The organism is Nostoc sp. FACHB-190 (assembly GCF_014696905.1).
Taxonomy (GTDB): Bacteria; Cyanobacteriota; Cyanobacteriia; order Cyanobacteriales; family Nostocaceae; genus Nostoc_B.
The window spans coordinates 1-25,665 of the sequence record NZ_JACJQW010000002.1 but is presented as its reverse complement, the minus strand read 5'-3'; the positions used below and the strand labels follow the sequence as shown (position 1 = coordinate 25,665).

At 40.3% G+C, this 25,665-nt stretch carries 18 protein-coding genes; 13 read left to right on the top strand and 5 right to left on the bottom strand.

All coding sequences use genetic code 11. The features are described from left to right. Positions 1-54 precede the first annotated feature (54 nt). A complete protein-coding gene (locus H6G28_RS36665) occupies positions 55-450 on the top strand; it encodes a ribosomal maturation YjgA family protein (RefSeq protein WP_313949886.1) in 396 nt (131 codons plus the stop codon). 19 nt (positions 451-469) lie between these two features. Here the strand turns inward: H6G28_RS36665 and H6G28_RS03090 are convergent, their stop codons facing one another. Further along, positions 470-1,678: a lysozyme inhibitor LprI family protein gene (locus tag H6G28_RS03090; RefSeq protein WP_242054440.1), complete on the bottom strand. Its 1,209-nt coding sequence runs from the start codon at positions 1,676-1,678 to the stop codon at positions 470-472. An 899-nt stretch (positions 1,679-2,577) separates the two neighbouring features. On the opposite strand from H6G28_RS03090, the gene H6G28_RS03085 reads away from it, so the two are divergent. The 4 genes from H6G28_RS03085 (at position 2,578) to H6G28_RS03070 (ending at position 10,484) form a co-directional block, all read left to right on the top strand. Continuing rightward, positions 2,578-3,759, top strand: a complete 1,182-nt coding sequence (locus H6G28_RS03085) for an autotransporter outer membrane beta-barrel domain-containing protein (protein WP_190668923.1) — start codon at positions 2,578-2,580, stop codon at positions 3,757-3,759. Between the two features lie 375 nt (positions 3,760-4,134). Further along, positions 4,135-5,862, top strand: a complete 1,728-nt coding sequence (locus H6G28_RS03080; protein WP_190668921.1) for a pentapeptide repeat-containing protein — start codon at positions 4,135-4,137, stop codon at positions 5,860-5,862. Between the two features lie 348 nt (positions 5,863-6,210). Next, a complete protein-coding gene (locus H6G28_RS03075; protein ID WP_190669282.1) occupies positions 6,211-9,207 on the top strand; it encodes a UPF0182 family protein in 2,997 nt (998 codons plus the stop codon). A gap of 296 nt (positions 9,208-9,503) precedes the next feature. After that, positions 9,504-10,484, top strand: coding sequence for a magnesium transporter CorA family protein (locus H6G28_RS03070; RefSeq protein WP_190589414.1), 981 nt, complete (start codon positions 9,504-9,506; stop codon positions 10,482-10,484). Positions 10,485-11,029: 545 nt separating this feature from the next. On the opposite strand, the gene H6G28_RS03065 is transcribed toward H6G28_RS03070, so the two are convergent. The 4 genes from H6G28_RS03065 to H6G28_RS03050 form a co-directional block, all read right to left on the bottom strand. Further along, on the bottom strand, positions 11,030-11,311 hold the full coding sequence (locus H6G28_RS03065) for a Precorrin-3B methylase (protein WP_190668919.1): 282 nt from the start codon (positions 11,309-11,311) through the stop codon (positions 11,030-11,032). A 317-nt stretch (positions 11,312-11,628) separates the two neighbouring features. After that, positions 11,629-12,921 carry a guanitoxin biosynthesis MATE family efflux transporter GntT gene (gene gntT / locus H6G28_RS03060; RefSeq protein ID WP_242054439.1) on the bottom strand — a complete coding sequence of 431 codons (1,293 nt, stop codon included), beginning with the start codon at positions 12,919-12,921 and terminating at the stop codon, positions 11,629-11,631. A 109-nt stretch (positions 12,922-13,030) separates the two neighbouring features. Continuing rightward, complete coding sequence (locus tag H6G28_RS03055; protein WP_190668916.1) at positions 13,031-14,398, bottom strand: NAD(P)/FAD-dependent oxidoreductase; 1,368 nt, start codon at positions 14,396-14,398, stop codon at positions 13,031-13,033. 408 nt (positions 14,399-14,806) lie between these two features. Beyond that, on the bottom strand, positions 14,807-15,967 hold the full coding sequence (locus H6G28_RS03050; protein ID WP_190669278.1) for a glycosyltransferase: 1,161 nt from the start codon (positions 15,965-15,967) through the stop codon (positions 14,807-14,809). A gap of 129 nt (positions 15,968-16,096) precedes the next feature. Between H6G28_RS03050 and shc the strand changes: the two genes are divergently transcribed. The 8 genes from shc to H6G28_RS03010 all read left to right on the top strand — a co-directional run bounded on the left by shc (position 16,097) and on the right by H6G28_RS03010 (position 25,569). Further along, a complete protein-coding gene (shc, locus tag H6G28_RS03045; protein ID WP_190668913.1) occupies positions 16,097-18,004 on the top strand; it encodes a squalene--hopene cyclase in 1,908 nt (635 codons plus the stop codon). 420 nt (positions 18,005-18,424) lie between these two features. Next, positions 18,425-19,615, top strand: coding sequence for a DUF4336 domain-containing protein (locus tag H6G28_RS03040; protein WP_190668911.1), 1,191 nt, complete (start codon positions 18,425-18,427; stop codon positions 19,613-19,615). Between the two features lie 716 nt (positions 19,616-20,331). Beyond that, positions 20,332-20,790 (top strand): hypothetical protein, encoded by a 459-nt coding sequence (locus H6G28_RS03035; protein WP_190668909.1) that lies wholly within the window; start codon positions 20,332-20,334, stop codon positions 20,788-20,790. Positions 20,791-20,976: 186 nt separating this feature from the next. Beyond that, positions 20,977-23,619 carry a tetratricopeptide repeat protein gene (locus H6G28_RS03030; protein WP_190668907.1) on the top strand — a complete coding sequence of 881 codons (2,643 nt, stop codon included), beginning with the start codon at positions 20,977-20,979 and terminating at the stop codon, positions 23,617-23,619. A gap of 144 nt (positions 23,620-23,763) precedes the next feature. Further along, positions 23,764-24,135, top strand: coding sequence for a hypothetical protein (locus H6G28_RS03025; protein ID WP_190668905.1), 372 nt, complete (start codon positions 23,764-23,766; stop codon positions 24,133-24,135). Positions 24,136-24,253: 118 nt separating this feature from the next. After that, a complete protein-coding gene (vap15, locus tag H6G28_RS03020) occupies positions 24,254-24,502 on the top strand; it encodes a type II toxin-antitoxin system VapB15 family antitoxin (RefSeq protein WP_190668903.1) in 249 nt (82 codons plus the stop codon). Continuing rightward, positions 24,468-24,884 (top strand): putative toxin-antitoxin system toxin component, PIN family, encoded by a 417-nt coding sequence (locus tag H6G28_RS03015; RefSeq protein WP_190668901.1) that lies wholly within the window; start codon positions 24,468-24,470, stop codon positions 24,882-24,884. The genes vap15 and H6G28_RS03015 overlap by 35 nt, the downstream gene beginning before the upstream one ends. 238 nt (positions 24,885-25,122) lie before the next feature. Beyond that, complete coding sequence (locus H6G28_RS03010; RefSeq protein ID WP_313949885.1) at positions 25,123-25,569, top strand: hypothetical protein; 447 nt, start codon at positions 25,123-25,125, stop codon at positions 25,567-25,569. The last annotated feature ends 96 nt before the right edge of the window (positions 25,570-25,665 follow it).

The window sequence follows — 25,665 nt, the reverse complement described above, 5'->3', positions numbered from 1 at the left end:
GAATTTGAAAGAACAATGTTACGATCCTGACGAATCACACCCAGGAAATCAATTGTGCCTAAACAATTCTTTAATCTCAAGTGGTTGAGATTTAATCGTACCTCTTTCACTCTGTTTGCAATTTTATTTGCAATAGTTTTAATAATTGCCCTCTGCTTCCGAGATGATTGGATTAGACCGTTACTGGGCGACGTTTTAATTGTCATGGTGATTGCTTACTTTGTTCATGCTTTTATTGCAGTTCCATTACGGAAGGTTGCTATTGGAACTCTCATCTTTGCCTACTTGATTGAGTTTCTTCAGTTTCTTAATCTCATTGATATTTTAGGCTGGCGAAACTCCCAACTAGCTCATTTAACAATTGGATCTACTTTCGACTGGCGAGATTTGGTTGCTTATACGGTTGGGATTGCGATCGTTTTCCTCACTGCCAATCGTTTGAAGTCATAAACTACTATTATTTTCCTCTTTATCGAGTATTCATCATTGCTTTGAGATGACGCAAACGCCCCAGATTTAACCGATTTGGGCATTGCTTACTTCTGGTTTGACTACCAAAAAACCGTGACTCAAACTTGCAATACTGAGTTTGATAACGCTCCCAAAGAGGCTGAGTCTTATCTTGTCCAGATGTAACTTGTGATTGCTGCGGCTCGTCTTCTGAATCATATACAGCTATCCCCTTTAGATCCGCAATGCGATCGTTATTTAGCCGAGCTAAACAGCGATGATAGAGCATCGGTGCCATAGAACCTTCCTTAAAAGGTTCAACCAACTCAGTACAATGTGCTTCACGATAGTCTTGCCAGTATTTCTGTGCGATCGCAAATGTTGGCTGATACTGCTTCGATAGTCTTTCTGCCCAATCGCCATAAATACTTGATTGCAAAAACTGAGTTGTTTTTGACCAATAGACCGCGCATTGATTTAACCCAAACTGTGTCTTATCCACACAATTTAGCTCTGGAATTCCAGGTAGCACAAAACTATTGAAGAGAGCTAAACCACGAGTAGGTGCTGCCAGAAGGTCTTCTAGTTGGTGAAGTCGAGCCTCTCTGAGAAGCTGATGACATTCCGCCAATCTCAGGGAGTTAAAAGCGAATAGAGCTTTTTCGATCTGGCAATACTGAGTTTGATATTGCTCCCAGTGACGTTGCACCGATGAATTTCTCAATTTGAGTCGATCAAGTAAGGATTCAAATCGAGGATCGTGAGATTGGAGGGTAATAATCTGACCACCTCTCTGTAATTCTAGAATGCGATTGTTATTTAATCGCGCTAAACAGACAGATGTTGCAATTGGAAAATCTGGCGTATTGCGTAAGCGTTGAGTTAACTGTTGACAGTGTTGTGTTTGAAACTGATGCCAGGATTGATCTGCGATCGCCAGTTGATGTTGCAGGGGTGCAATAAGTTGGGACTCAACATCTTGATAAACCAATGATTTGAGCAAATGGGTTACTTCTGCCCAACGCTTTGCACAGCGATATTCACCCGCTTCAACCTGTCGAACACAGTCCGGTTGCAAAACTCCACCAAATCCTAATATTACAGTTGGACGAGGTAAAGGAGTCAGTGGCTTGGCATCTGGCACAGGGAGAGCTTGGCTCGGTTCCACACCAATTTGAGTTGCAAATAAAATGACACTCGCAAATATCGCAATCTTAAATTTTATCATTTTTCTCATCACCAATCCTGAGTAGCCTTCAAGCACTATCCCTAGCATTTAGATTGTATGTTTCAGTAAAGTTGTAGCTTAAGATACTAATTATTCTCATACTGATACTATTATTCAAAAACTCCTGGTTTGTAAGCACATACAACAGTGTTTACTAAGATAATTTACGGTAATTTAAGTTTTGCATTGCTTTCGTAGATATTTATACGGAGATTGTTATTGTTAAACAAAGCATAATCATTTCATTAAGGAAATAAAAAAATGAACAGTTCTAAACCCAATCAGCTAGGTGTATCCGTAGTTATGGGCGCTTTGATTATGTTAACTAGTGTGAGTATTATCACGATTATGAATATGTTCTAGGTTGAATGCTGAGAATTTTTGCAAATAAACTTTACAAAACCCTGTGTAGTACTGCACAGGGTTTTTATATTTTGTTATCTCATCACTGTGTTGTTATTTATAAATTAGCCTGCAAAGTCTTGCTATATATAAATTTGAGCATTCTGGTTCTCAGGCTGTGATTTTGGCTAAAGATACTTGCAGTTTCAGGTTTATTTTTTTTAACTATATTGGCTGGATACTATTCCGGATTTGTACTGAGTCTACTGAGAATAGGAAATAAATCTGTTTAATCACTTCTAAGCAAAATGAGAGCAAATTTCTCTACTTTTAGCAAATGAGAAATTTGAGATTTTATTGTCTATAAGCATAGTTGCATTCCAATGCTGATCGTTGGAACAAATTTTCATGCTGTCAGGATAATAAATATTCATTTCATTGGCGTGATAGAAGAAGATTGACCAAACATCAACCTAAGCTTTACTACTTTGAAACACTAGTTTTGGGCTTGGGTGATTTTTGGGTAACTCATCAGTTTTAGCAAGGTTAATAATGTTATGACAACAAGATTTTTTCGGGGAATTAATTACACTGTTGAATCATTAATAGGAAGTGACCAAACTTTTCAGAGCAATCAAAAAAATACTTGGCTAGAAGTTTTAGGTACGAATAACGTCATCAAGACTGGCAGAGGGAATGATGTCATTATAGAAAATGTTAAGTTCCTGTTTATTAGTAATTATCCTCCTTATGTTGGCCCCGCAATTTTTTATGGTGGTTATGGTGTAATACCTGAAGCATCAATAAGAGGTACTACAACTATTGATACTGGACTTGGTGATGATTTTGTTGTTTTAGGAGAGGGTAATTATATTGTTGATCTCGGTCAAGGTAACAATATTGTTGATGGTACTGGCATTTTTGGTAATATCAAAATATCGGCTGGCAACGGCAATAACATTATTGATTTGACAGGAATTGCTAATTCTCAAGTTAATCTTGGTAATGGTAATAACTCAATTTATCTAGGAGCAGGTAATTCTTCTGTATCCACAGGTGCAGGAAATGATTTGATTACCACAACTATTAATGGGGCATTTACAATCTTAATTGATATTGAATTTTTTGGAGCAGAACCTTACAAACAAACTATTAATGCAGGAAATGGCGACAACCTGATTAAAGTAGTCGTAGCTGGGGAAACAAGTATTACAACAGGTTCAGGGAAAGATTTCGTTTTAGCTACCTCTGCAAATATTGAACTTTTTGATGGAGCGCCTAATTCTGATGTTGTGGATATTCTGACAGGAAGTGGTAGCGATACTGTCATTACAATTGGCACTAAAAGTTTCATTAATTCTGGTTCTGGAGATGATTTAATCATATCTGGTCTGGGCGACGACACAATTTTTACAGGAAGTGGTCGTGATGTGGTGAATCTTCGCGGAGACACTTTTTTTGCTCCGGCCCCTATCCAAGACCTTGAAGAAATATACTTTTCTGAAGCCACTGTTCAAGGAGGTGGCAATGATACCGTTTATTTGGGAAGCGGTAATAAAACGGTGATTTTGGGAAGCAGTGGCTTTGCTACAATCTATGGTTTTGATAAGAAGGATCGTTTAGATGTTAGCGGTTTAAATGCCACTTTTACGCAAATGGGAAATGACACACTCATCAGTTCAGGTGATCATTCTTTAGGAATTATCAAAGACTACACAGGTTCAGTCGCTTTGGTGTAACAGTTAATTAAGAATTAGATTGAAAAGGCCTAACGCCACTGTGCTAGACGGGTTCCCCGCCTCTCTCAGTGGCTTCCTAGGTAACTAATCTTTGTGGGAGTAGATTATAGGACTAATATTTGATTCCTGAAATCTACGTAGCATCTGTTAGCGACCGTAACATATTTACCGCAAAGCTTTCGGTGTGTTAGGCGTAAGCCGTAACACACCCTACACATACTGCATAGGGTTTTTATATTTCGTAATTTAATTATGATCTCAAGGCTTCGGCTAAGTATAAACTATTTGCGAAGGAACAAAGATAGCTTTAGGTTGATCCGTAATACTAGGTTTTGAGCTTGTAAAAGTTAAAAGAAGCTTGAGGATGAGTGACGGATGCTAAGAAAATACACTGGCAATACTAAAGCAAAAAATCTAAAGCAGTTTTTCATAACTCTGACCGTTTTAACTCCACTGTTAATTACAATTCCGGTTTACGCCAGCAAGCCGGAACATATCAAACAACTAATAGATACAAATAACTGTGCGAAATGCGATTTAAGCGGGGCAAATTTTAGCTGGAAAAATTTGCTGCGTGCTGATTTATCGGACTCAAATTTGGGTGGTGCGGACTTAAGTAATGCAGATTTGAGTGGCGCTAATTTGCGTAATAGTAATTTAAGTAAGGCGAAACTATCTCGCGCTAATATTTTTCGGGCTAATTTGGATAAGGCCAACTTAAGTGACGCTGATTTGAGTAGCACTAACTTGAGTGGTGCTGATTTGCGTAATGCAAATTTAACTCGTGCTGATTTGACGAATGCTGACTTGAGTGGTGCGAATTTAAATGGAGCAAATTTGCAAGATGCTAACTTGCGGGGTGTGCGGTTTGATAATGTCAACCTCCAAGGTGTGAATTTGAATGGTGTTGATTTAAGTAATGCAGATTTGCGGAATTTTAACTTCCGTGGCGTGTCGCTGAATGGGGTTAACTTGAGTCGGGTGAATTTGAGTGGTTATAACTTGAGGGGTATAGAACTGAAAAATGCCAATCTCAGTTATGCAAATTTACAAAATGCTGATTTGAGTAATGCCAGATTAAATAATACTGATTTGCAAAATGCTAATCTCTACAATGCGAATTTGCAGGGTGCAGATTTGATTGGCAGTAAACTTAACAGTGCCAACTTGGATAATGCAGATTTAAGGGGTGCAAATCTGGATGCTGATAGTTTACCTCAGAATATTCGTGCTGATGCTTTGGATTACAGCCGTTGGGGAAATACACTCAGTGGTCAGAGAAAATATCAAGGTGCGATCGCCTATTACAACAAAGCGATAGAATTAAATCCTAGAGATGCTCAAATTTATACTAGTCGCGGTTATGCTCACAGTAAGTTGAAAAATTACCAAGCTGCGATCGCTGACTACAAAAAAGCAATTGAAATTGACCCTAGTTATGCAAAAGCATACAGCAATCGTGGCTTAACTCGCATCGAACAAAATGATTATACCAGCGCGTTAGCTGATTTTGACCAAGCAATTCGCTTCGACCCCAACAATGCGGAGGCTTATAACGGACGCGCCACAATTCGCCGCATTCAAAAAGATTATACAGCAGTCATTACCGAAGCTTCTCAAGCCATTAGAATTAATTCTAAATTTGCCGAGGCATACAATAACCGAGGGTTAGCGCGGTTTGCTATGCAAGATTATCAAAGCGCGATTCAAGATTATGATAAAGCCATTGATAACTCTAGTGGTTGGGCTTGGGCATATCTTAACCGAGGACTTGCTCGCGCCGCCATCAGCCAGCATAAAGATGCAACTAAAGATTTTGACCGCGCTATTGAAATTGATGAAAATTATACCGAAGCTTATTATCAACGCAGCGTCGCCAGATTTAATCGTAAACGATATGAGGATGCAATTAAAGATTGCGATCGCGTCATTCAACGAGACCCCAATTATGCCGCAGCTTATGAAAACAAGGGCAATTCTTTATTAGCACTGAAAAAGAAAGCGGAAGCAAAACTCACCTTTGAACAAGCGATGAAAATCTATTCACAAAAACAAGATAACCCTAGTTTAGAAAGATTACAGCAAATCGTTGCGGGATTGTAGAGCAATCCTAAATGATTGGTGAGTTACGCAAAATTATGAAGAAACGAACCGCAAAGGACGCATAGACGCGATAGCGGCTTCCCGCAGGGTAGGACGCAAAGTTATAAGAGTTTAAGAGAGTTTTAGCTTAGTCCGCGAAGGTGGTCACTGAGCCTGCCGAAGTGCGGACTTTGTTTTTATAGCCGCGAATTTCATTCGTTAGGGCTAGTTGCTACTATACTCTCCGCGCCTCTGCGTCTCTGCGTGAGACAAAAAACCGAGTTCCCGCATTTCTCATGTGAGAGAGATGCTGAGATTTCTATATATTGAGATGATAGAAATATTGAGAACACAAATTTGGCTGCCACAATGCTTTGGAAATGGTGCTTGAGACTCTTCGTAATACTCTTGGGACTGTGGCTGTTATTAGATTTCGCTTCCCGTCTAGGCGCAGAGATTTTTTGGTTTCAAGAAGTCGGTTATTTACAAGTATTCTTATTAAGGTTAGTTACTAAGGTTAGTTTAGTATTATTTGTCACGGTTGTCAGTGCGGTCTATCTATGGGGGAATTTATGGTTAGCACAAAAGCTAAAATATCCCGCATCTTTGAAAATTGCTCAAATTAAGCGTGAAGAAGCTGGATTGAGTGCAGAGTTAAAAAATCTGCTCAGTCCGCAATATGCAAAATATGATAACAGTCAAATTACTTACACTGGTGTATTACCAATTAAATTGCGCTGGCTGCTACCTGTAGTTGTTATCTTCAGCTTGTTGGTGGGGTTAATGTTGGCGCACTACGGTCAAATTTCCTTCGCTTATTGGCAAGCTTCGGCTAACAAAGCTAGTTTACCTGTGATTTCGTTGTTTCGCCTAGAAACAATTTGGGCGTTGGGTAGGCAAATTACAACTCAGATTTTATATGTTGCTTTAGTTGGGGGTGTAGCGATCGCTATTTTAATGTATCCACGCTGGTTATTAACAGCGATCGCCGGGACATTTAGTATTTTATTTGGTTGGATAATGCACCAGAACTGGGGAAAGGTTCTGCAATATTTTTATCCCACAAGTTTTAATTACTCTGAGCCATTATTTAACCAAGATATTAGTTTCTACATCTTTTCTCTACCAGTTTGGGAATTGATGGAACTCTGGTTAATGGGTTTATGTTTATTTGGGTTCCTCGCCGTTAGTCTTACCTATCTGCTTTCGGCGGAGAGTTTAAGTCAGGGAATTTTCCCAGGGTTTTCATCCCAGCAGCAGCGTCATTTGTATGGGGTGGGTGGCTTGTTAATGCTAGTCGTCGCCTGGAGTTATTGGCTGAGTCGGTACGAACTGGTTTATTCTCAACAAGGTGTGAGTTATGGCGCTAGTTATACCGATGTGACAACTCAGTTACCAGCTTACACCTTGTTGTGTGTGTTAGCAGTGGCGATCGCATTTTACCTGTTGGGGCGGACAATTTTCTGGCGACCAAAATCAACCTATCGCAAATTTGTAGGTTACGGGTTAAGCGTTTATTTATTGATAGCTGTTGCATCTGGCGTGATTTTACCCCAGGTAGTGCAGTATTTAATCGTGCAGCCCAACGAATTGCAGCGAGAAGAACCTTACATCAAAAGGTCTATTGCTTTGACTCGCCAAGCTTTTGATTTAGAAGCCATTGACGCAAGAACTTTTAACCCCCAAGGAACTTTAACCGAAGCTGATATTAAAGCTAATGACTCGACAATTCGCAATATTCGCCTGTGGGATCAGCGTCCACTTTTAGATACTAACCGCCAATTGCAACAAATTCGTCCTTACTATCGCTTTCCGGGTGCAGATATTGATCGTTATACTTTAGCAAGTGACGCAATTGAACAACCTCCAACAACTAATACAACACCCACAGAATTAATAGAACGGCGACAAGTTTTAATTGCAGCGCGAGAATTAGATTATGGTGCTGTACCCCAACAAGCGCAGACATGGGTAAACCGTCATTTAATTTATACACATGGTTATGGATTTACATTGAGTCCTGTAAATACAGTTGCGCCTGGGGGACTACCAGAATATTTTGTCAAAGATATTGCTGGGACTGCGAATGGCGCTCTCACAACTTCTAGTGCTGCAATTCGAGATAGCATCCCCATTGGTTTACCCCGGATTTATTACGGAGAAATTACGAACACTTATGTAATGACTGGTACAAGAGTCAGAGAATTAGATTATCCTAGCGGCAGTGATAACGCTTACAACATCTACGATGGTTCAGGTGGCATTTCTATCGGTTCTCTGTGGCGGCGTTGGCTATTTGCAATGTATTTAAAAGATTGGCAAATGTTGTTTACGCGGGACTTTTTACCAGAAACCAAGGTATTATTTCGCCGCAATATCAATCAACGTATTCGCGCTATTGCACCTTTTTTAAAATTTGATAGTGACCCTTACTTAGTCGCGGCTGATCCTCGCATTGGTACTGGGTTTCCTGGTGTCAACAATAACCTATTTTGGATTGTTGATGCTTATACAACAAGCGATCGCTATCCTTATTCTGACCCAAATAACGATGGAATTAACTATATTCGTAACTCTGTTAAAGTCGTGATTGATGCTTACAACGGTACAGTTAATTTTTACATTGCTGACTCTCAAGATCCCATTATTCAAACATGGGCTAACATCTTTCCCAAGATGTTTAAACCTCTGAGTGCTATGCCAGCCACCATCCGCAATCATATCCGCTATCCAGTGGACTTTTTTCAAATTCAAGCGGAACGGTTGATGACTTATCACATGACAGACCCCCAGGTATTTTACAACCGCGAAGACCAATGGCAAATTCCCAACGAAATTTATGGTGATAAATCCCGTCCAGTGGAGGCATATTATTTAATTACTAGTCTGCCGACTGTTCCCTTTGAAGAATTTATCTTACTGTTACCCTACACTCCCAGACAACGGACAAATTTAATTGCTTGGTTAGCGGCGCGATCGGATGGCGATAATTACGGTAAGTTATTGTTATATATCTTTCCCAAAGAGCGCCTAGTCTACGGTACAGAACAAATTGAAGCACGCATTAACCAAGACCCCGTAATTTCTCAGCAAATTTCTTTATGGAATCGTCAAGGTTCTAAAGCAACTCAAGGAAATTTGTTAGTTATTCCCATCCAGCAATCATTATTGTACGTCGAACCAATATATTTAGAAGCAACTCAAAATAGTTTGCCCACATTAGTAAGGGTAGTTGTTGCCTACGAAAATCGCATTGTCATGGCGCAAACTCTAGAACAAGCACTAAAAGCCATCTTTCAACCAGAAGTTACACCAGAACCTGCTATTGTGCGCCCCTTTGAAGAAGGAAATTCACCTAGCCAGTAATATTATGACATGCAACGTCTCGAAAATTTTGGCAGCAATTTAGGATCAATTTCATTCAATTGTTAAATATCTGCCATGCACCATCAACAAATTCATGATATTTATGGAAAGCATGAGTTGTTGTGATTCTGACTGAGAAGCAAAGTTATATTCTTGCTTGGTTATTCATGCTTACCCTTGATACTAAGTTGCGTTCCAACATAATTTCTGACTCCCCATTCTCACCCCAGGTAGAGACGTTATACACAACGCCTCTACCACTTTGACTGCAACTTAGTATGAATTAGGAATGCTATATGCTAACGCTGCTGACATTTTCTCAGAACCACGTAGAAATATTTTCCGGTAAAGATGTTAATGCCATCCTAAAAAGAATTGATGGTTCGCATAATATTTGGTTACGCTGTCTTCATTTCCGCGATCGCACCGGAACCGCTAAAATTATCAACCACTTTCACCTCGACCCATCCCGCATCGACATGATTTTTAACCATTCCTTCACCGGAATTGATGAAGACATGGAAGATTGCTTATTTGATGGCTATGAAATTTTAACTCACCAAATCAAAAATCGGGAATTTCAAGTGGCGCGGGGGAGTATTATTTTAGGGCGTAACTTTATTATTACCTTTGAAACCACAGAAATTAAAGTTTTAACTTTATTACTAAATAATATTCAAAAACGCCACATAGAAATTCAAAGCTGGGGAGTAGATTACCTTTTATATTTAATTTCCAAAGATATCTTAAATAATTACCATACTGTATTTGATTATATTTCGCGGCAACTTGATGATTTAGAAGATGAAGTCTTAGCCAATTCTGGCAATGAAACAACTTATCAAAAAATTGCTGCTATGAGACAGTCTACACGTTCTGGGCGGCGCAATTTTCAAAATCTCAAATCACTGCTGGCAATGATGAATTATGATGATATTCAATGGATTAGCCAACCAGTCAAAGAATTATTTCATCAAGAATTAGGATATCAAATCGATAACCTCTGGCAAGAATATCAAGCATTACGGGCTTGGATGTCAGAATTAATGGAAATTCAACGCGATAACATCGCCAGTAAAACCAGTGAACGCATTAATCGCTTAACTATTCTTTCCACAACATTCTTACCCATCACCTTTATTACTGGCTTTTATGGCATGAACTTTAAATACATGCCAGAGTTAGAACAACCTTGGGCTTATCCACTAGTAATTAGCATCATACTATTGATTGTGATTTTTAGTATTACCTTTGCTAAACGGCAACGTTTGTTGTAAACATAGCAATTCTATTAAATTTGTGAAAATCAAAAGGCTCAGATCCCCGACTTCTTAAAGAAGTCGGGGATCTTTTGGTTTACAAACGTTTTAAAAATGCTATATACAGCCTTTCCTAGTCTGCTGATGTACAAATTTATCTGCGTCCATCTGCGGTTAATTATTCTTGCTTGTACTTCACTAAAATAAAAAACACTATAGCAATCCTAAATGATATACAAACATCCCTCTACCTTGTCTCCCTTATCCACCTTGTCTTCCTTGTCTCTTTTGTTCATTTCTCAAATAGGACTGCTATATATATAAATCCTTTAAATAATTAATTACTTGCAATCACAATGCAAGGCAACACATTCGCAATGCAAGGCGACACATTCACAATGCAAAGTGACACATTGGTAATGCAAGGCGACACATTCACAATGCAAAGTGACACATTCACAATGTAAGGCGACACATTATTAATGCAGAGTGACAAATCAATACAGTTTGCTTATACTCAAAACCCAAGTGTACTGAGAATGACTCCGGGTAGATTTCAAAAATCAAACCGACTTTTTATATTTTGCTTTGCGCTGCGATTTAGGTGGCGTTCTATGCGCCCCAAAATATTTCTCACTCCGATAACGTAGCCATACACGTAACACTTGCGGAATCTGCTCTTTTTCTTCCTTAGTGAGTTTGTTGTAAAGAGCTAAGGCTCGTTCACGTTCACCTCGACAAGCAGCATTATTATGAGCATCCCAATAGCTACGTGCTACGCGAATTCGCCGACAGACTTCTTTGATTAACGCTTCACCCACAAGAGGAGTTTCTTGGTTTGTCATTTGCAAGATACTGGAATTTTTTCAATGATTATTAATGATATCGTAGCGATTTTAACTGATATCAACAAATGACAACTCAATTTTTCATAACCGCCGCACTCAACATTATCTTCTAATTCCTGAATGTTGTTATAGCGGTTCTCATTCCAGTGAGGTGCATTTCCCTAGCCTTTAGTCTCTAGTCTCTAGCCTCTTTTCTCCATCTACTTGTACTGCACTCAACCAAGAAACACTATAGTATAGCGGTAGTCAGATATGTTAGGACAATTTGAAAGCTTGAATGCCAAGAATATTAAGGCTTTTTCTCCAGCCTCCTGCTATAAGTACCGTGCTAAAGTAATTGTTCTTGCTGCCATAAATAAAGACATAGACAACCATAGTAGATGACTAGAGTGAAAATACCAAGCTGTAACCGCTAAGGGAATAAAACCAATTGCTGTAGCTGTTAGCATAGCTTGGCGTAGTATGTGACCTTTTGTTAATCCTAAAAAATAACCGTCTAGTGCATAAGCAATTGAACCAAATCCTAAAACTGGTAATAACCAAGGCACATAAACACGCAACTTATGAATAATTTCAACATGATTTGTCAGTAATCCTAAAAGTTGTTCTGGAGCCAAAATAAATATAGTGGCGAAGGTTAAGCCTATAATTAAACTACTAATCAAAGAAACCTTTAATAGTTGTTTTAAAGAACTAGTATTACCGCTACCTTGATAAATCCCTGCCAAACTTTCAGTAGCGAATGCTAAACCATCAATGAAATATGCTGCCAAGCCAACGATTTGCATAAGTACGGTATTGGCTGCTAAAATTTCAGTCCCTAAACTTGAACTTAAATTAGTAAACATTGCCATTGTTGATATCAAGGCAAAAGTCCGAATAATAATTTCGCCATTGAGCATTAAGGCTGTCTTGATGGCAGATATATCAAAGAGTTGTTTCTGGAAAGCTTGTATATTTTGCCATGAAACTTCCTGACAAAACAGCCCAATACCTACTGTGAACATGAGATATTGACTTATGGCTGTGGCTAAACCTGCTCCTTTACTTTCCCAACCAAACTGCACAATAAATAGATAATCAAGTAATACATTGCTAAAGTTACCAATCGCTGAAAGTAACAGGACTTTGCTACTCTTTGCCTGTCCTAAAAACCAACCAATCAAAACAAAGTTAATCAGCGTAGCTGGCGCACCCCAAACTAAAGCATTATAAAATTCTATGCCCGATTTTTTGACTTCTGGTGCTGCACTTAAAATTGCAAAACCTAATATTTGTAAAGGTTGTTGCAAGATAATAATTGTAATCCCTAATAGTAAAGCTAAAATTCCATGCTGTAACCCAATCAACACTACTGCTTGATTGTCTTTACGTCCTATTGCCTGGGCAACCATTCCAGTTGTCCCCATACGTAAAAAACCAAATGTCCAGTAAATATAATTAAACAAAATCGTTGCTAATGCCACACCTGCTAAATGACGAATTTCTGTTAAATGTCCTAAAAACATGACATCTAATAGTCCAGCTAAGGGAACCATTAAGTTAGAAATCACATTTACAGATGCAAGTTGGAAAAATTGGCGGGTGAATGTTGAAGGTTGATGCAAAATAAATCAGATGAATAAATTTAGAGACTACTAATATATATATAAAGCATCACAATAAATTTAGGATTTACGCAGAGAGATTCATTCAAACAAACTATCTAATCATGAATTAAGCATTTAGCGGCTGTCTATTGTTAGCTGGGGTGTAATGATTTCTATGACTGCTATCTTCAAATTGAGCGAATGCTAAAGCTTCTTTTTCGGTAATTAATCTGGCGCTACGTCTGCGGGTGAGGTAGTTCCATCCCCACTGAATCATGACTAAGACTTTACTATCAAATTCAATCAAGAAGTAGATGTGAATTAATAGCCAGAATACCCATGCAGAGAAACCTTTTAACTTAATCAAACCTATGTCTACAACGGCTGAATTTTTGCCAATCATGGCTAGGTTGCCATAATCAGTATATTTAAATGGTTGCAGAGTTTTACCGCACAGACGTTTTTGAATCAATGCGGCGACATATTCACCTTCTTGTTTAGCGACGGGTGCGACTCCAGGGAGGGGTTGACCATTTTGGTGGGAGAAGTTGGCTAAGTCACCCACAACGAAAATATTCTTGTATCCTTTAATGCTTAAGTCTGGTTCAACAATCACTCGTCCACTGCGATCGCATTCTACACCAGTTTTTTCGGCTAATACTTTACCCATTGGTGAACCTTGCACGCCTGCTGCCCATAATACAGTTTTGGCGGCAACTTCTTTGAACTCATCACCTTGTTTCAGGGTAATGATATCGTTTTCAATGTTTGTGACTCTGGTTTTTTTCTGAACAACTACACCCAGTTTTGTTAAGGATGCTTCCGCTTCTTGGGATAACTCTGGCGCAAGGGCGGGAAGGATGCGATCGCCACCTTGTAGTAGTAAAATTCTAGTCTCTGAGGTATTGATGTTGCGGAAGTCTTCTTGTAAGGTTTTATATGCTAATTCTGCGATCGCACCTGCTAATTCTACCCCGGTAGGGCCTGCACCCACAATCACAAAAGTCAATAAAGCACGGCGTTTTTCAGGATCAGTTTCATGTTCTGCGGCTTCAAAGGCTTTAAATATCCGGCGACGCATTTCTATCGCATCTTCTACGGTTTTCAAACTAGGTGCAACTTCTCTCCAGTCATCTTTACCAAAGTAAGAATGCTTTGCACCTGTAGCAACAATTAATGTGTCATATTTAATTGTTCTTTCACTGAGAATCACTTCTTGGGTTGCGGGATTAATATCATTTACCTCTCCCATCACCACTTTCGTATTTTTACTTTTGCTGAGTATAGAACGCAATGGTGCAGAAATGTCAGCCGGTGACAGCGCACCTGTCGCAACTTGATATAAAAGTGGCTGAAATAAATGGAAATTTCGTTTATCGATGAGAGTAACATTTACATTAGCTTTGGCAAGTGCCTTTGCTGCATAAAGTCCACCAAAGCCACCACCAACTATGACAACCTGATGTGGTTGATGATTCTCAAGTGAAGCTTGCATAATTAATATTCCCTTGGGTTAAGAGTTTTGTAATCATTCTTAACTAAGGTGTAACAAATTCCTGAGATTTATGACAGTGTGTGTTGAACAGTTAGAAAAATAATTGAATTGACCAAAGTTACGAATCATCAGAATGCAGATGAGCAAGTTTAAGCAATCATCGTGCAAGCCTGATTTTGTAGGCATTATCTAAAATCAAGCAGTAGGTATAATTAATCAATTGGTGATGGTTGTCAGAGCAATAAATTTGTGTTTATTGATAATGAGTGACTAAATAAATCAGTCGATCAATAGTGAGTGAATACTCTTGCAAATATGAAGAATTAAATATTGATTCAAATTATACATAGAGCTAGATTTATTAATTGCGTTAGCGAGGAACGAGCGTCATTGCGAATTGGTATTATTTCATCCCGGATAAACTCGTCCTTTCCAAGCACCGCCGCGTCCTTGCCAATGGCGGATAGCTGAATCTATAGTCATTAAAGTGTAGAGAAAGGCGATCGCAGGTAAACTTAAAGCTAATAATGGTGAGCATTGATAAAAGCGGATAATTGGCAAGTAAGCCAATGCCATTAATAGCCATGTTGCTAAACCTGTAATTGCAATCATCCAATTGCCTAAAATTACACTAATCACCACACCCAAAGGTGGTAAAAGGTAAATCAAGGTCATAGCAATTACAGTTCCGAATAACAATATAGGTGAGTAATTTAATTGTGTATAGGCAGTCCGCGCCACCATATTCCAAATTGTTTCGAGGGAATCATAAGGGCGTAAACTGCGAGTTAAACTACTTAATCCTAACCAGATACGTCCTTGGCTGGATTTCACCGCATTCGCTAAAGCACAATCATCAATTAAAGCTTGACGAATAGCGGCAATACCACCGATTCTTTCTAAAGCGGTGCGCCGAATTAAAATGCTACCACCCGCCGCCGCCGCCGTGGAATTTTTCGGATTATTGACCCAGCGAAAGGGATAGAGTTTTTGAAAGAAGAAGACAAACGCCGGAATTAAAAATTTTTCCCACCGACTATCACAACGTAGTCGCACCATCACAGAAACCAAATCTAAATTTTCTTGTTCGGCTTTGGTGACAAGTCGCCGCAGATTATTGACATCATGTTCAATATCTGCATCGGTCAGTAAAAAATATTCTGGGACGAGTGCTTTAGCTTGTTGGATACCTTGCTGCACTGCCCAGAGTTTACCCGACCAACCAGAGGGTAAAGGTTCACCAGAGATAATTTGCAAGTGCTGGGGTTTATCAACAGCGTGGGCGACTCCTTCAGCACAGGCGGCTGTGCCATCAGTACTGCGATCGTCTACTAAGAAGATATTAAAATTGCCATCATAATCTTGCAGTAAAAGCGATCGCAAACTCATCGGCAAAACATCCGCTTCATTCCGGGCTGGAATCACCGCACACACTGACGGTAAAGATTCTCGCTGCGGCTGGATGACTTCTAATTGCTGGTCTAAACGCCAAAACTGTCCCCGCAAACTCAGTAATCCTAACCAAATTATTAAGGATAAGACCATCAACCCTAGTACAATTGCCACAATAACCTCTTGCAAATTATCAGTGTCTCAGACAGAATACTATGTCTGCTGATTGTGGGAAAACATTTTTTTCTCCGTATTGCCGTGTTGAAAACTGGATGTTGAGTGAGTGTTGAGTTTGAGAGAGATTTAATGCAAACACAAGACAGGGTAAAAGTCAATCAAGTTGCAGATGCGATCGCAGCCAGCCAAAAATATCTGCTGTCAATGCAATATCCCGCAGGTTACTGGTGGGCGGAGTTAGAATCGAACGTCACCATTACGGCGGAAGTGGTTCTACTGCATAAAATTTGGGGAACCGATAAAACTCGGCCATTACATAAAATTGAAACCTACTTGCGTTCTCAGCAACGGCAGCATGGCGGTTGGGAACTGTTTTATGATGATGGTGGTGAACTCAGCACTTCCGTAGAAGCATACATGGCGTTGCGGCTGTTGGGTGTTCCCGCCACTGACCCAGCCTTAGTACGGGCGCGAGAATTTATTCTGCAACGGGGTGGAATCAGCAAAACGCGCATCTTTACCAAATTACACCTCGCCTTAATTGGCTGTTACGACTGGCGCGGTATCCCCTCCCTCCCGCCTTGGATTATGCTGTTACCGCCAGCTTTCCCCGTGAATATTTACGAAATGTCTAGCTGGGCGCGTTCTAGCACTGTACCACTGTTGATTGTGTGTGATAGCAAACCTGTTTATCAATTTGACCAAGCCATTAACTTAGATGAGTTATACGCCGAAGGTGTGAATCAAGTCCAGTATGAATTACCCCGCCAAGGTGATTGGACAGATTTATTCTTAACTTTGGATCAAGGATTTAAATTAGCCGAAAGCCTGAATTTAGTTCCCTTCCGCGCAGAAGGAATTAAAGCCGCCGAAAAATGGATTTTAGAACGCCAAGAAGTTACAGGCGACTGGGGCGGGATTATCCCGGCGATGTTAAATTCGATGTTGGCCTTAAAGTGCTTGGGTTATAGCCCAAATGACCCCATTGTGGAACGGGGACTCCAAGCCATTGATAATTTTGGCATTGAGACAGACGATCACTATTGCGTCCAACCTTGTGTATCGCCCGTGTGGGATACAGCTTGGGTAATGCGGGCGTTGATTGATTCTGGTTATGCACCTGATCATCCAGCAATAGTCAAAGCTGGAGAATGGTTATTGCAAAAGCAAATCCTGGATTATGGTGATTGGGTGGTGAAAAATCGCCAAGGTAAACCAGGTGCTTGGGCGTTTGAATTTGACAATCGCTTTTATCCTGATGTGGATGATACAGCCGTAGTGGTCATGGCTTTACACGCTGCCAAACTACCTAATGAAAGTTTAAAACAAGCTGCGATCGCCCGCGCCTTAAACTGGGTTGCATCTATGCAGTGTCGTCCTGGTGGTTGGGCAGCTTTTGACTTAGATAATGATCAAGAATGGCTCAATGCTATCCCCTACGGTGACTTAAAAGCCATGATTGACCCCAATACCGCCGATGTCACCGCCAGAGTCATCGAAATGTTGGGTGCTTGTAACTTATCCATTGATTCCCATAACCTAGAACGCGCCCTATCTTACCTCCTCGCCGAACAAGAAACCGAAGGTTGTTGGTTTGGGCGTTGGGGCGTAAATTACATCTATGGTACTAGCGGCGTTCTCTCGGCTTTAGCATTAATTAACCCGCAAAAGTATCAACGCCAAATCGAAAAAGGCGCAACTTGGTTAATCGGATGTCAAAATTCCGATGGCGGTTGGGGTGAAACTTGCCGTACTTACAACGATCCTAGCCTGAAAGGCCAAGGACGTAGCACCGCATCTCAAACAGCTTGGGCGTTAATTGGGTTAATCGCCGCCGGTGAAGCCACTGGCAAATTTGCAATGGAAATTATTGAACGCGGAATTGATTACCTAGTGAAAACCCAAAAATCAGACGGTACTTGGTTTGAAGCCGACTTTACAGGTACTGGCTTCCCCTGTCATTTTTATCTCAAATATCATCTGTATCAGCAATATTTCCCGTTAATTGCTTTAGGCAGATATCAAAACATCAAATAACGCACAATTTTTCAACAAGTTAAACCACAGATGGATATATGGCTGTTCATCTGTGGTTTCTAAAATTACAACAAAATCAACAAAGTCAGGACTTACGCAAAAATCGCCCAAAAGCTTAATTTACCGTAGACGCGAAGCGGCTTCCCGCAGGGTACCGCCAAGTCGCCTTAGACGCGCAAGCGGCTTCCCGCAGGGTAGAACGCCAAGAAATCGTAGAGTCTGCGTAAGTCCTAAAAGTAATCACTCAAAAAAAACGAAAGAATGATTTTGGAGGGGGTTTGGGGGACGCAACCGTCACCCAATCGGGGGTTTGGGGGAGAATCCCCCATATCTTACTCAATCGCTATATTTCAGCTACGCCTGCTCTGATTATTTTAGGATAAAGACATGGCAAGAGATTAGGATTGGGTCAATTCATCTATGTATCTCAGCAACAACCCAAAAGATTGGTCATGGCCGTTTTGGCCTGTTGTTCCCTTTTATCCCTACAAACAACGGCGGACACTTTGCCAAGAAATTGTGAAAGATACAATTTGGACATTCGACCAAGTGCATGGCATTCTCTACACTATTGTGCCGATTCGGATGACTGTGGTGAAGCTGACAGGTGGTGGTTTGTTGGTTTATGCACCTGTAGCAGCAACTAAAGAATGTATGCGGATGGTGCAGGAATTGGTAGCAAAACATGGTGAGGTGAAGTACATTATTTTACCAACCAGTTCTGGTCTTGAACACAAGGTTTTCGTCGGCCCCTTTGCCAGAAACTTTCCGCAAGCACAAGTGTTTGTTGCACCTCATCAATGGAGTTTTCCGTTCAACTTACCACTGAGTTGGTTAGGATTTCCCCAACAACGAACTCAGGAAATACCAGAAGATGCGAGTCTTGCGCCGTTTGCAGATGATTTTGAGTATGAGGTGTTGGATATTAACTTGGGACGAGGTTCATTTGGGGAAGTGGCTTTGTTTCACAAGCGATCGCACACCCTACTGTTAACCGATACAATCATCTCTATCTCCGAAAATCCTCCGGCTATCTTGCAATTAGATCCATACCCCTTGCTATTTCACGCCAGGGAAAATGCCCTCCAACCCATTGAAGATAACGCCACAAACCGCCGTCAAGGATGGCAGCGTATTGCCTTATTTGCAATTTATTTCCGTCCCAGCGCCTTAGATATCACTGGACTCGGTGAAAGTTTCCGCGAAGCTTGGCAAGCACCAGACCATTCAAGAAAAGCATATTTCGGCTTATATCCGTTTCGTTGGCAAGCCAATTGGCAACAGTCATTTTACGCCCTAAGTCGTAATGGTCATCCATTTGTCGCCCCAATTTTGCAAACGCTTATTCTGCCCCAAGCACCACAACAAGTCATCGACTGGGCTAACAAAGTTGCCAAATGGGATTTTCACCAAATTATTTCTTGTCATTTTGATGCGCCTATTGCTACCACTCCCCAGCAATTCCGCCAAGCATTTAGTTTCTTAGAAAAGCAGCCATCAGTCAGTGCAGAAAGTCAACCTTGGTTAGAAAAAGACTGTCAATTCATCAAAGAACTAGAAGCAAATTTACTCAAACAGGGTATCGCTACTCCGCCCAAAGAGAAGGTGTAATAAGTAAGCACGCAAAATTAATTTCTGGACTCACAGAAATAGAGGGGTTCTTACTTGCTTGTAATACAGTCGGAACCCCACCCCGCATTTGCTTAAGCAAACTATACCCTCCTCGCTTGCGGCTATGGTGTACACACAAATCTCGGTTGAGTGCATCTGTCCCGCCTTGGAATAAATTCCAAGTCTCATAGCGCAAGTCATCTGAAGATGACTCAAAAAAAAATTAATTTGAGTCTACTTCAGTAGACTTTTGCTATCAGCCTGGAACTTTAGTTCTAGGCGGGATGCGTTTCATACTGCCTATTTTCAACTTGTGTGTACACGGTAACTTTGCTTGCGGGTGGGGTTGAAATGTACCTCATCCAACCGAGAACCGCTATAGATTTTGCGTACACATTTGTTATTTTTGGACTCGCAAAAATAGATTTCGTGTACACATTTGTTATTTTTGCATACGCATTTGTTATTTTTAGATTCGCAGAAATAGATTTCGCGTACACATTTGTTATTTTTGCGTACACATTTGTTATTTTTGGACTCGCAGAAATAGATTTCGTGTACACATTTGTTATTTTTGCATACGCATTTGTTATATCTGGATTCGCAGAAATAGATTTTGCGTACACAATTTTAGATTTTGAGCCAAAAAACAAAAATAAATGACAATTACGTTAATATGAGCTTGTATCAATAACTTTAATTACCTGCGTATATAAATGGATATTGCACTGATCGTTAAAATTCTCGCTCCCTGTCTGCCATTTCTGCTCAACGTGGGTGGTAAAGTTGCAGAAGGCGCATCACAAAAAGTTGGTGAAGATGTTTGGAATAAAGCTAAAGCTATTTGGGGTAAGTTACAACCCAAAGTAGAAGCGAAGGAAGCCGCAAAAGAAGCTGCTGCGGATGTAGCGCAAACTCCAGACGATGAAGATTTACAAGCAAGTTTGCGAGTGCAACTGAAAAAGATTTTGGATGCTGACACAGCACTGGCTGAGGAAATCACCAAGATTTTGCAGGCATCGGCGGAGAACTCAGGAGACAACATTCAAGTCAGCGCCAACGCTTACGACAACAGCAAAGTCAAACAAGTCGGGAAGATTGAAGCTAATGAGGTGAGTTTTTCAACGCAGAGGGGCGCAAGGGTAACACAGAGGAGCGCGGAGTGTTACTCTTAATTCTCTAAACCTCTGCGTCTCTGCGCCTCTGCGTGAGGTTTTTTACAATTTTCACTTACCAACACCAAATTCCGAGTTCCCAGCACAAAGTTTCGAGTTCCGAACACCAAATTCCGAGTTCCCAGCACGAAGTTTCAAGTTCCGAACACCAACATCCAGCAAAATTTGTCCATCTGCTGACAAAATATGACGGAAGAACCAAATCCCATTCACCCCAAGATAAAATTAGAGGGAATTGCTAAAGATAAGAGCAAACTAACTCAAGTTGGTTCAATTACAGCAGATAATGTCTATTTAACCACAGAGCAACTGCAAACCGTTTTTCATATCGAAAGCAGTAGCAAAGCAGAATCACCTGGAGTTCTCAAAGCTGGGAATCCAGCTAAAAGTTTGAATGGCTGGCAAGGACGAACAACAGAATACGCTCAAATACAGCAATGGTTAACTGATGAAAATACCTTTTTAATGGGTATAGAAGGCATCGGTGGCATAGGTAAATCGATGCTGGCAGCTAAAATTTATGATACAGTCGCGGGTTTCCCCAAGCGGTTTTGGGCTGATGTTAGTAATGGGGCAAGTTTTAGCGATTTAGCCAGAGAAGTATTAACACAATTCGGCTTTCCGGTGCCAGAACAAGAAACGCAGTTAGTAGAAGCGTTAGTTAGGTGCTTGCGTTCTGGGCAATTTTTACTGATTATTGACAACCTGGAGATTTTATTACAACCTGATCGACAGTGGAGAGGTCTATTTTACGGCGATTTTTTTAAAGCATGGATGGAATTTGGCGGGAATAGTAAGCTGTTAGTCACCACCAGAGAAAGACCAGAGTTACCACAAATAATTCATTGGCTACCCTTGAAAGGTTTGCAAGTAGATGAAGGGGAAACATTGTTAACAGCATTGGGTGTTAAAGGGGATTTAAAAGAGTTTGTCGAATTAGTAGATGGGCATCCCCTATTGTTGAGATTGGTAGCAGATTTATTAAAAGAAGAATATTCACAAGACCCGGATTTAAGCAGATTAGCAGATTTAGGCTTGGGTAATTTGCGCCAGTTGTTGACAGATCCCCAAGTGGTAGGTGTGCATCGCCGGGAAAATGTGGGGATGGTGTTGGTATTGGATGCTAGTTTTGCAAGATTGAGTGAGTTACAAAAGGCGTTATTGCAGAATATTAGTGTGTATCGTGGTGCGGTTGATAGTGCAGCCGCCGTGGCGGTGTTACCGGGAAATGCAGAACCAGAGATTGAGGGAGAATTGCGGAATCTGGTGAAGCGTTCTTTGTTGGTAGAACAACTCAATGGTAAGCGGCGATTTGGATTTCAGCCTGTAGTGTTGGAGTATGTGCGGTATAAAGCAGGCGAACAGAGTGAGGCGCATCAACGAGCTATTGATTATTATCGCTCAATTGCTAAACAACCACCTTGGACAATAAAAGATGATGTTCAAGAATACTTGGAAATCTTTCATCACTTTTATGAGTTGCAAGATTATAACTCTGCCTTTGATGCGCTTCGGTTTTGCGATGATTTTTTAACCTTGCGGGGTTATTACATCGACCAAGTGGAATTATATGGGCAGTTGGTGAGTAGATGGGCAGAAATAGGCGATAGAGGAAATTGGAAATATACAGCTTCTCTCACTTCATTAGGTAATGCTTACACTTCCCTGGGAGATTACCAACAGGCGATAGAGTTCCACCAGCAGTCTTTGGAGATATCAAGGGAGATAGGCAATCGCAATTCTGAAGGCTTATCCTTAATGAATTTGGGTAATGCTTACAACTCTCAAGGGCAATACCAAGAAGCGATGGATTTCTACCAGCAGTCTTTGGATATTGCTAGACAAATTGGCAATCGCAAAGCCGAAAGTAATTCTTTAAATAATTTGGGTGCTGCTTACAACTCCCTGGGACAGTACCAAGGGGCGGCTAAGTTTTTCAAGCAGTCTTTGGCTATTTTTCAGGAAATCGGCGATCACAAGGGTGAAGCTAATTCTTTAATGAATTCGGGTCTTGCTTACCTATATTTAGGAAAATACCAATGGGGGATTGAGTTTTTCAAGCAGTCTTTGGCTATTTTTCGTGAAATCGGCTATCGCAAGGGTGAAGGTAATAACTTAGCTAACTTGGGTATTGCTTACAAAGCCTTGGGACAATACGAAGAGGCAATTGAGTCGCTGCAACAGAGTTTGAATATAGCCAGAGAAATCGGTGATCGCAATGGTGTTGGTAGTTCCTTAAACAATTTAGGCAATGCTTACAAATCCCTGGGAGAGTACCAACGGGCGATTGACTTCCACCAGCAGTCTTTGGAAATATCAAGGGAGATTGGCGATCGTAATGGTATTGGTAGTTCTTTGGGCAATTTAGGCAATGATTACCATTTACTGGGAGAATACCAACGGGCGATTGAGTTCTTCCAGCAGTCTTTGAAAATATCCAGCGAGATTGGCGATCGGAATGGCGAAGGTACTTCCTTAAACAATTTAGGTAATGCTTACTTATCCCTGGGAGAGTACCAACGGGCGATTGAGTTCTTCCAGCAGTCTTTGGAAATATCAAGGGAGATAGGCGATATTCTAGGGGAAGCAATAGCCTGGTTTAATTTAGGTTTGACATTAGAAAACGTCAACCGAGAATCAGACGCGCTTGGTGCTTATCGCAATGCACGCGAACTATATCAAAGAATGGGACTTGATGCCAATGTGCAAGATTGCAATGATAGAATTGAGCGTCTTTCTCAACCAAAAATGCCTGTAGTTTCTCGCCGTGGTTTTTGGGCGTGGTTGCGGTGGTTGTGGCGTTGGCTTCGCTCTTGGTTTCGGCGGTGATTTTGTCTCACGCAGAGGCGCGGAGTCGCAGAGAGGAAGCAAAGCTAAACAAAAATTGGAACAAGTAAACTCTGTTGATAGTAGTCTACCAGTTTACATTGTGATTGTTGAGTTTAGTAAACCTTTGTGTTTTGTAGTGAAAAAATGAACCAGATTCAAGATTTACATAAACAAGCAATGGATTTTACTGAAATGGCACAAGTCGCTAAACTCAAAGGTGACTCTGTTTTAGCTTTACAACTCTCCAAACAAGCATTTGAAAAAGAACGGTTAGCAGCAGAATTAATCGTTAGTAATCTGGAAGCAGAACCAACACGTTCAGTCTTACATCGTAGTGCCGCAACTTTAGCAATTGACTGTGGAGAAATGGCAGCAGCAGAACGTTTAATTGCCATAGCTTTATCAGGAAATCCACCTCAAGAGATTGCCGAAGAACTCAAGGATTTATTTGTGCGGATTAACATTGATAAATATTTTGCCCGTCGTGGTATTGAATTTGATTCAGCTAAACTATAATTATGGATGATATGAAATGCAAAACGAAACCATATATAAAAAATAATCTTTTTGTATTCCTATAATCTGTAAAAATGATAATAAACATATAATTAGGAATAAAAGAGTATTTGACGTTATGTTACAAAATACCTATCAACTACCATTGACATTTGAACAAATTCTTACTCTGGTCAAACAACTGTCTGATTCCGAAAAGCTTTTACTCAGCAAAGAACTAGAAAAGGAAACATTGAATAAGAAGTTAACTCAGTTACTAGAAATATTTCAAACTGATGAATTATCTTTAGAGGAAATTACAGAGGAAGTAGAAAACGTGCGTTCTCAAATTTATGCCAGAAAACAAAGTAATCAAGGTAATTATTGATACTAATCTTTGGATTAGCTTTCTGATTGGTAAGGGATTAAAAGAATTAACTAATCTTTTAGTTGAAGAAACGATACAATTAGTGATTTCTGAGGAAATTTTAGAGGAAATTATCTTGGTAACTCAACGTCCTAAGTTACAAAAATATTTTCCGCGCAATAAAGTTGATGAATTAATTCAAATTTTACGGACTATTGGCTTATTTGTAACAATTAAAACAGAAGTATCTATTTGTCGAGATCCCAAAGATAATTATCTCTTAGCATTAGCAAAAGATAGTGCTGCTAATTTTTTAGTCACTGGTGATCAAGATTTATTAGTGATTAAGGTTTTTGAAAATACTGAAATTATTACTTACCAAGAATTTTTACTTAAATTATAAACTAATAGGTTTTAGTTCTATATTCGTGTTTTTTGGGCGTGATTGCGTTGATTGTGGCGCTAACCAAAATCTATTCACCATTTTATTTTCAAGGCAGTCTATTCAACAAAGTGGGATGCTCCCTAATTTCATACTTCACACTTCATATTTGTAATATTGTATGAGTAGAAATCAGGAGCAAATTCCTGTGATGCAGCGTCATATTCAGTAAATATCACTAAAGTTTAGGTTTGACTCGATGTCCAACAGTCTTAGGGGTAAGCTGCCACTTTTACTGACATTCTGCTTAGTTACTAGCTTGTTACCTGCCTCTGGTTCTGTATTATGTCCAGCGATCGCTAATAACAACTACCTTGCTGATCGAGATTATGGCAGAAATGGGAGTAAGGGGACAAGTGGGCGATCGGGCAGAGATGGCCGCGACGGTCAAAATCAAACTATTTTTGTCGATGGTTCAGCAGTCAACCTCGATTTATCTGGTCAAGATGGTGAGGATGGCGAAAACGGCGGATATGGTTATCGCCCTGACTGCGGTTATCAACCAGAGAACAAAAATCATGATATTCAAGCAGCTAATGGTGGTGCTGGTGGCGATGGTGGTAAAGGCGGAAATGGTGGAAATGGCGGTTCTGTCACGGCTTATTACACTAATTTAGCCGACTTACGCACATTGGTGACAAGTTAAAGCTGTAAGTCTTTTGTCAAGAGGCTTTGAGAGAATTGTTGAAAAAAAACTGGTCAGACCCTCGTTGAAGATCAGGAAAAGGAGCGACAATTAACT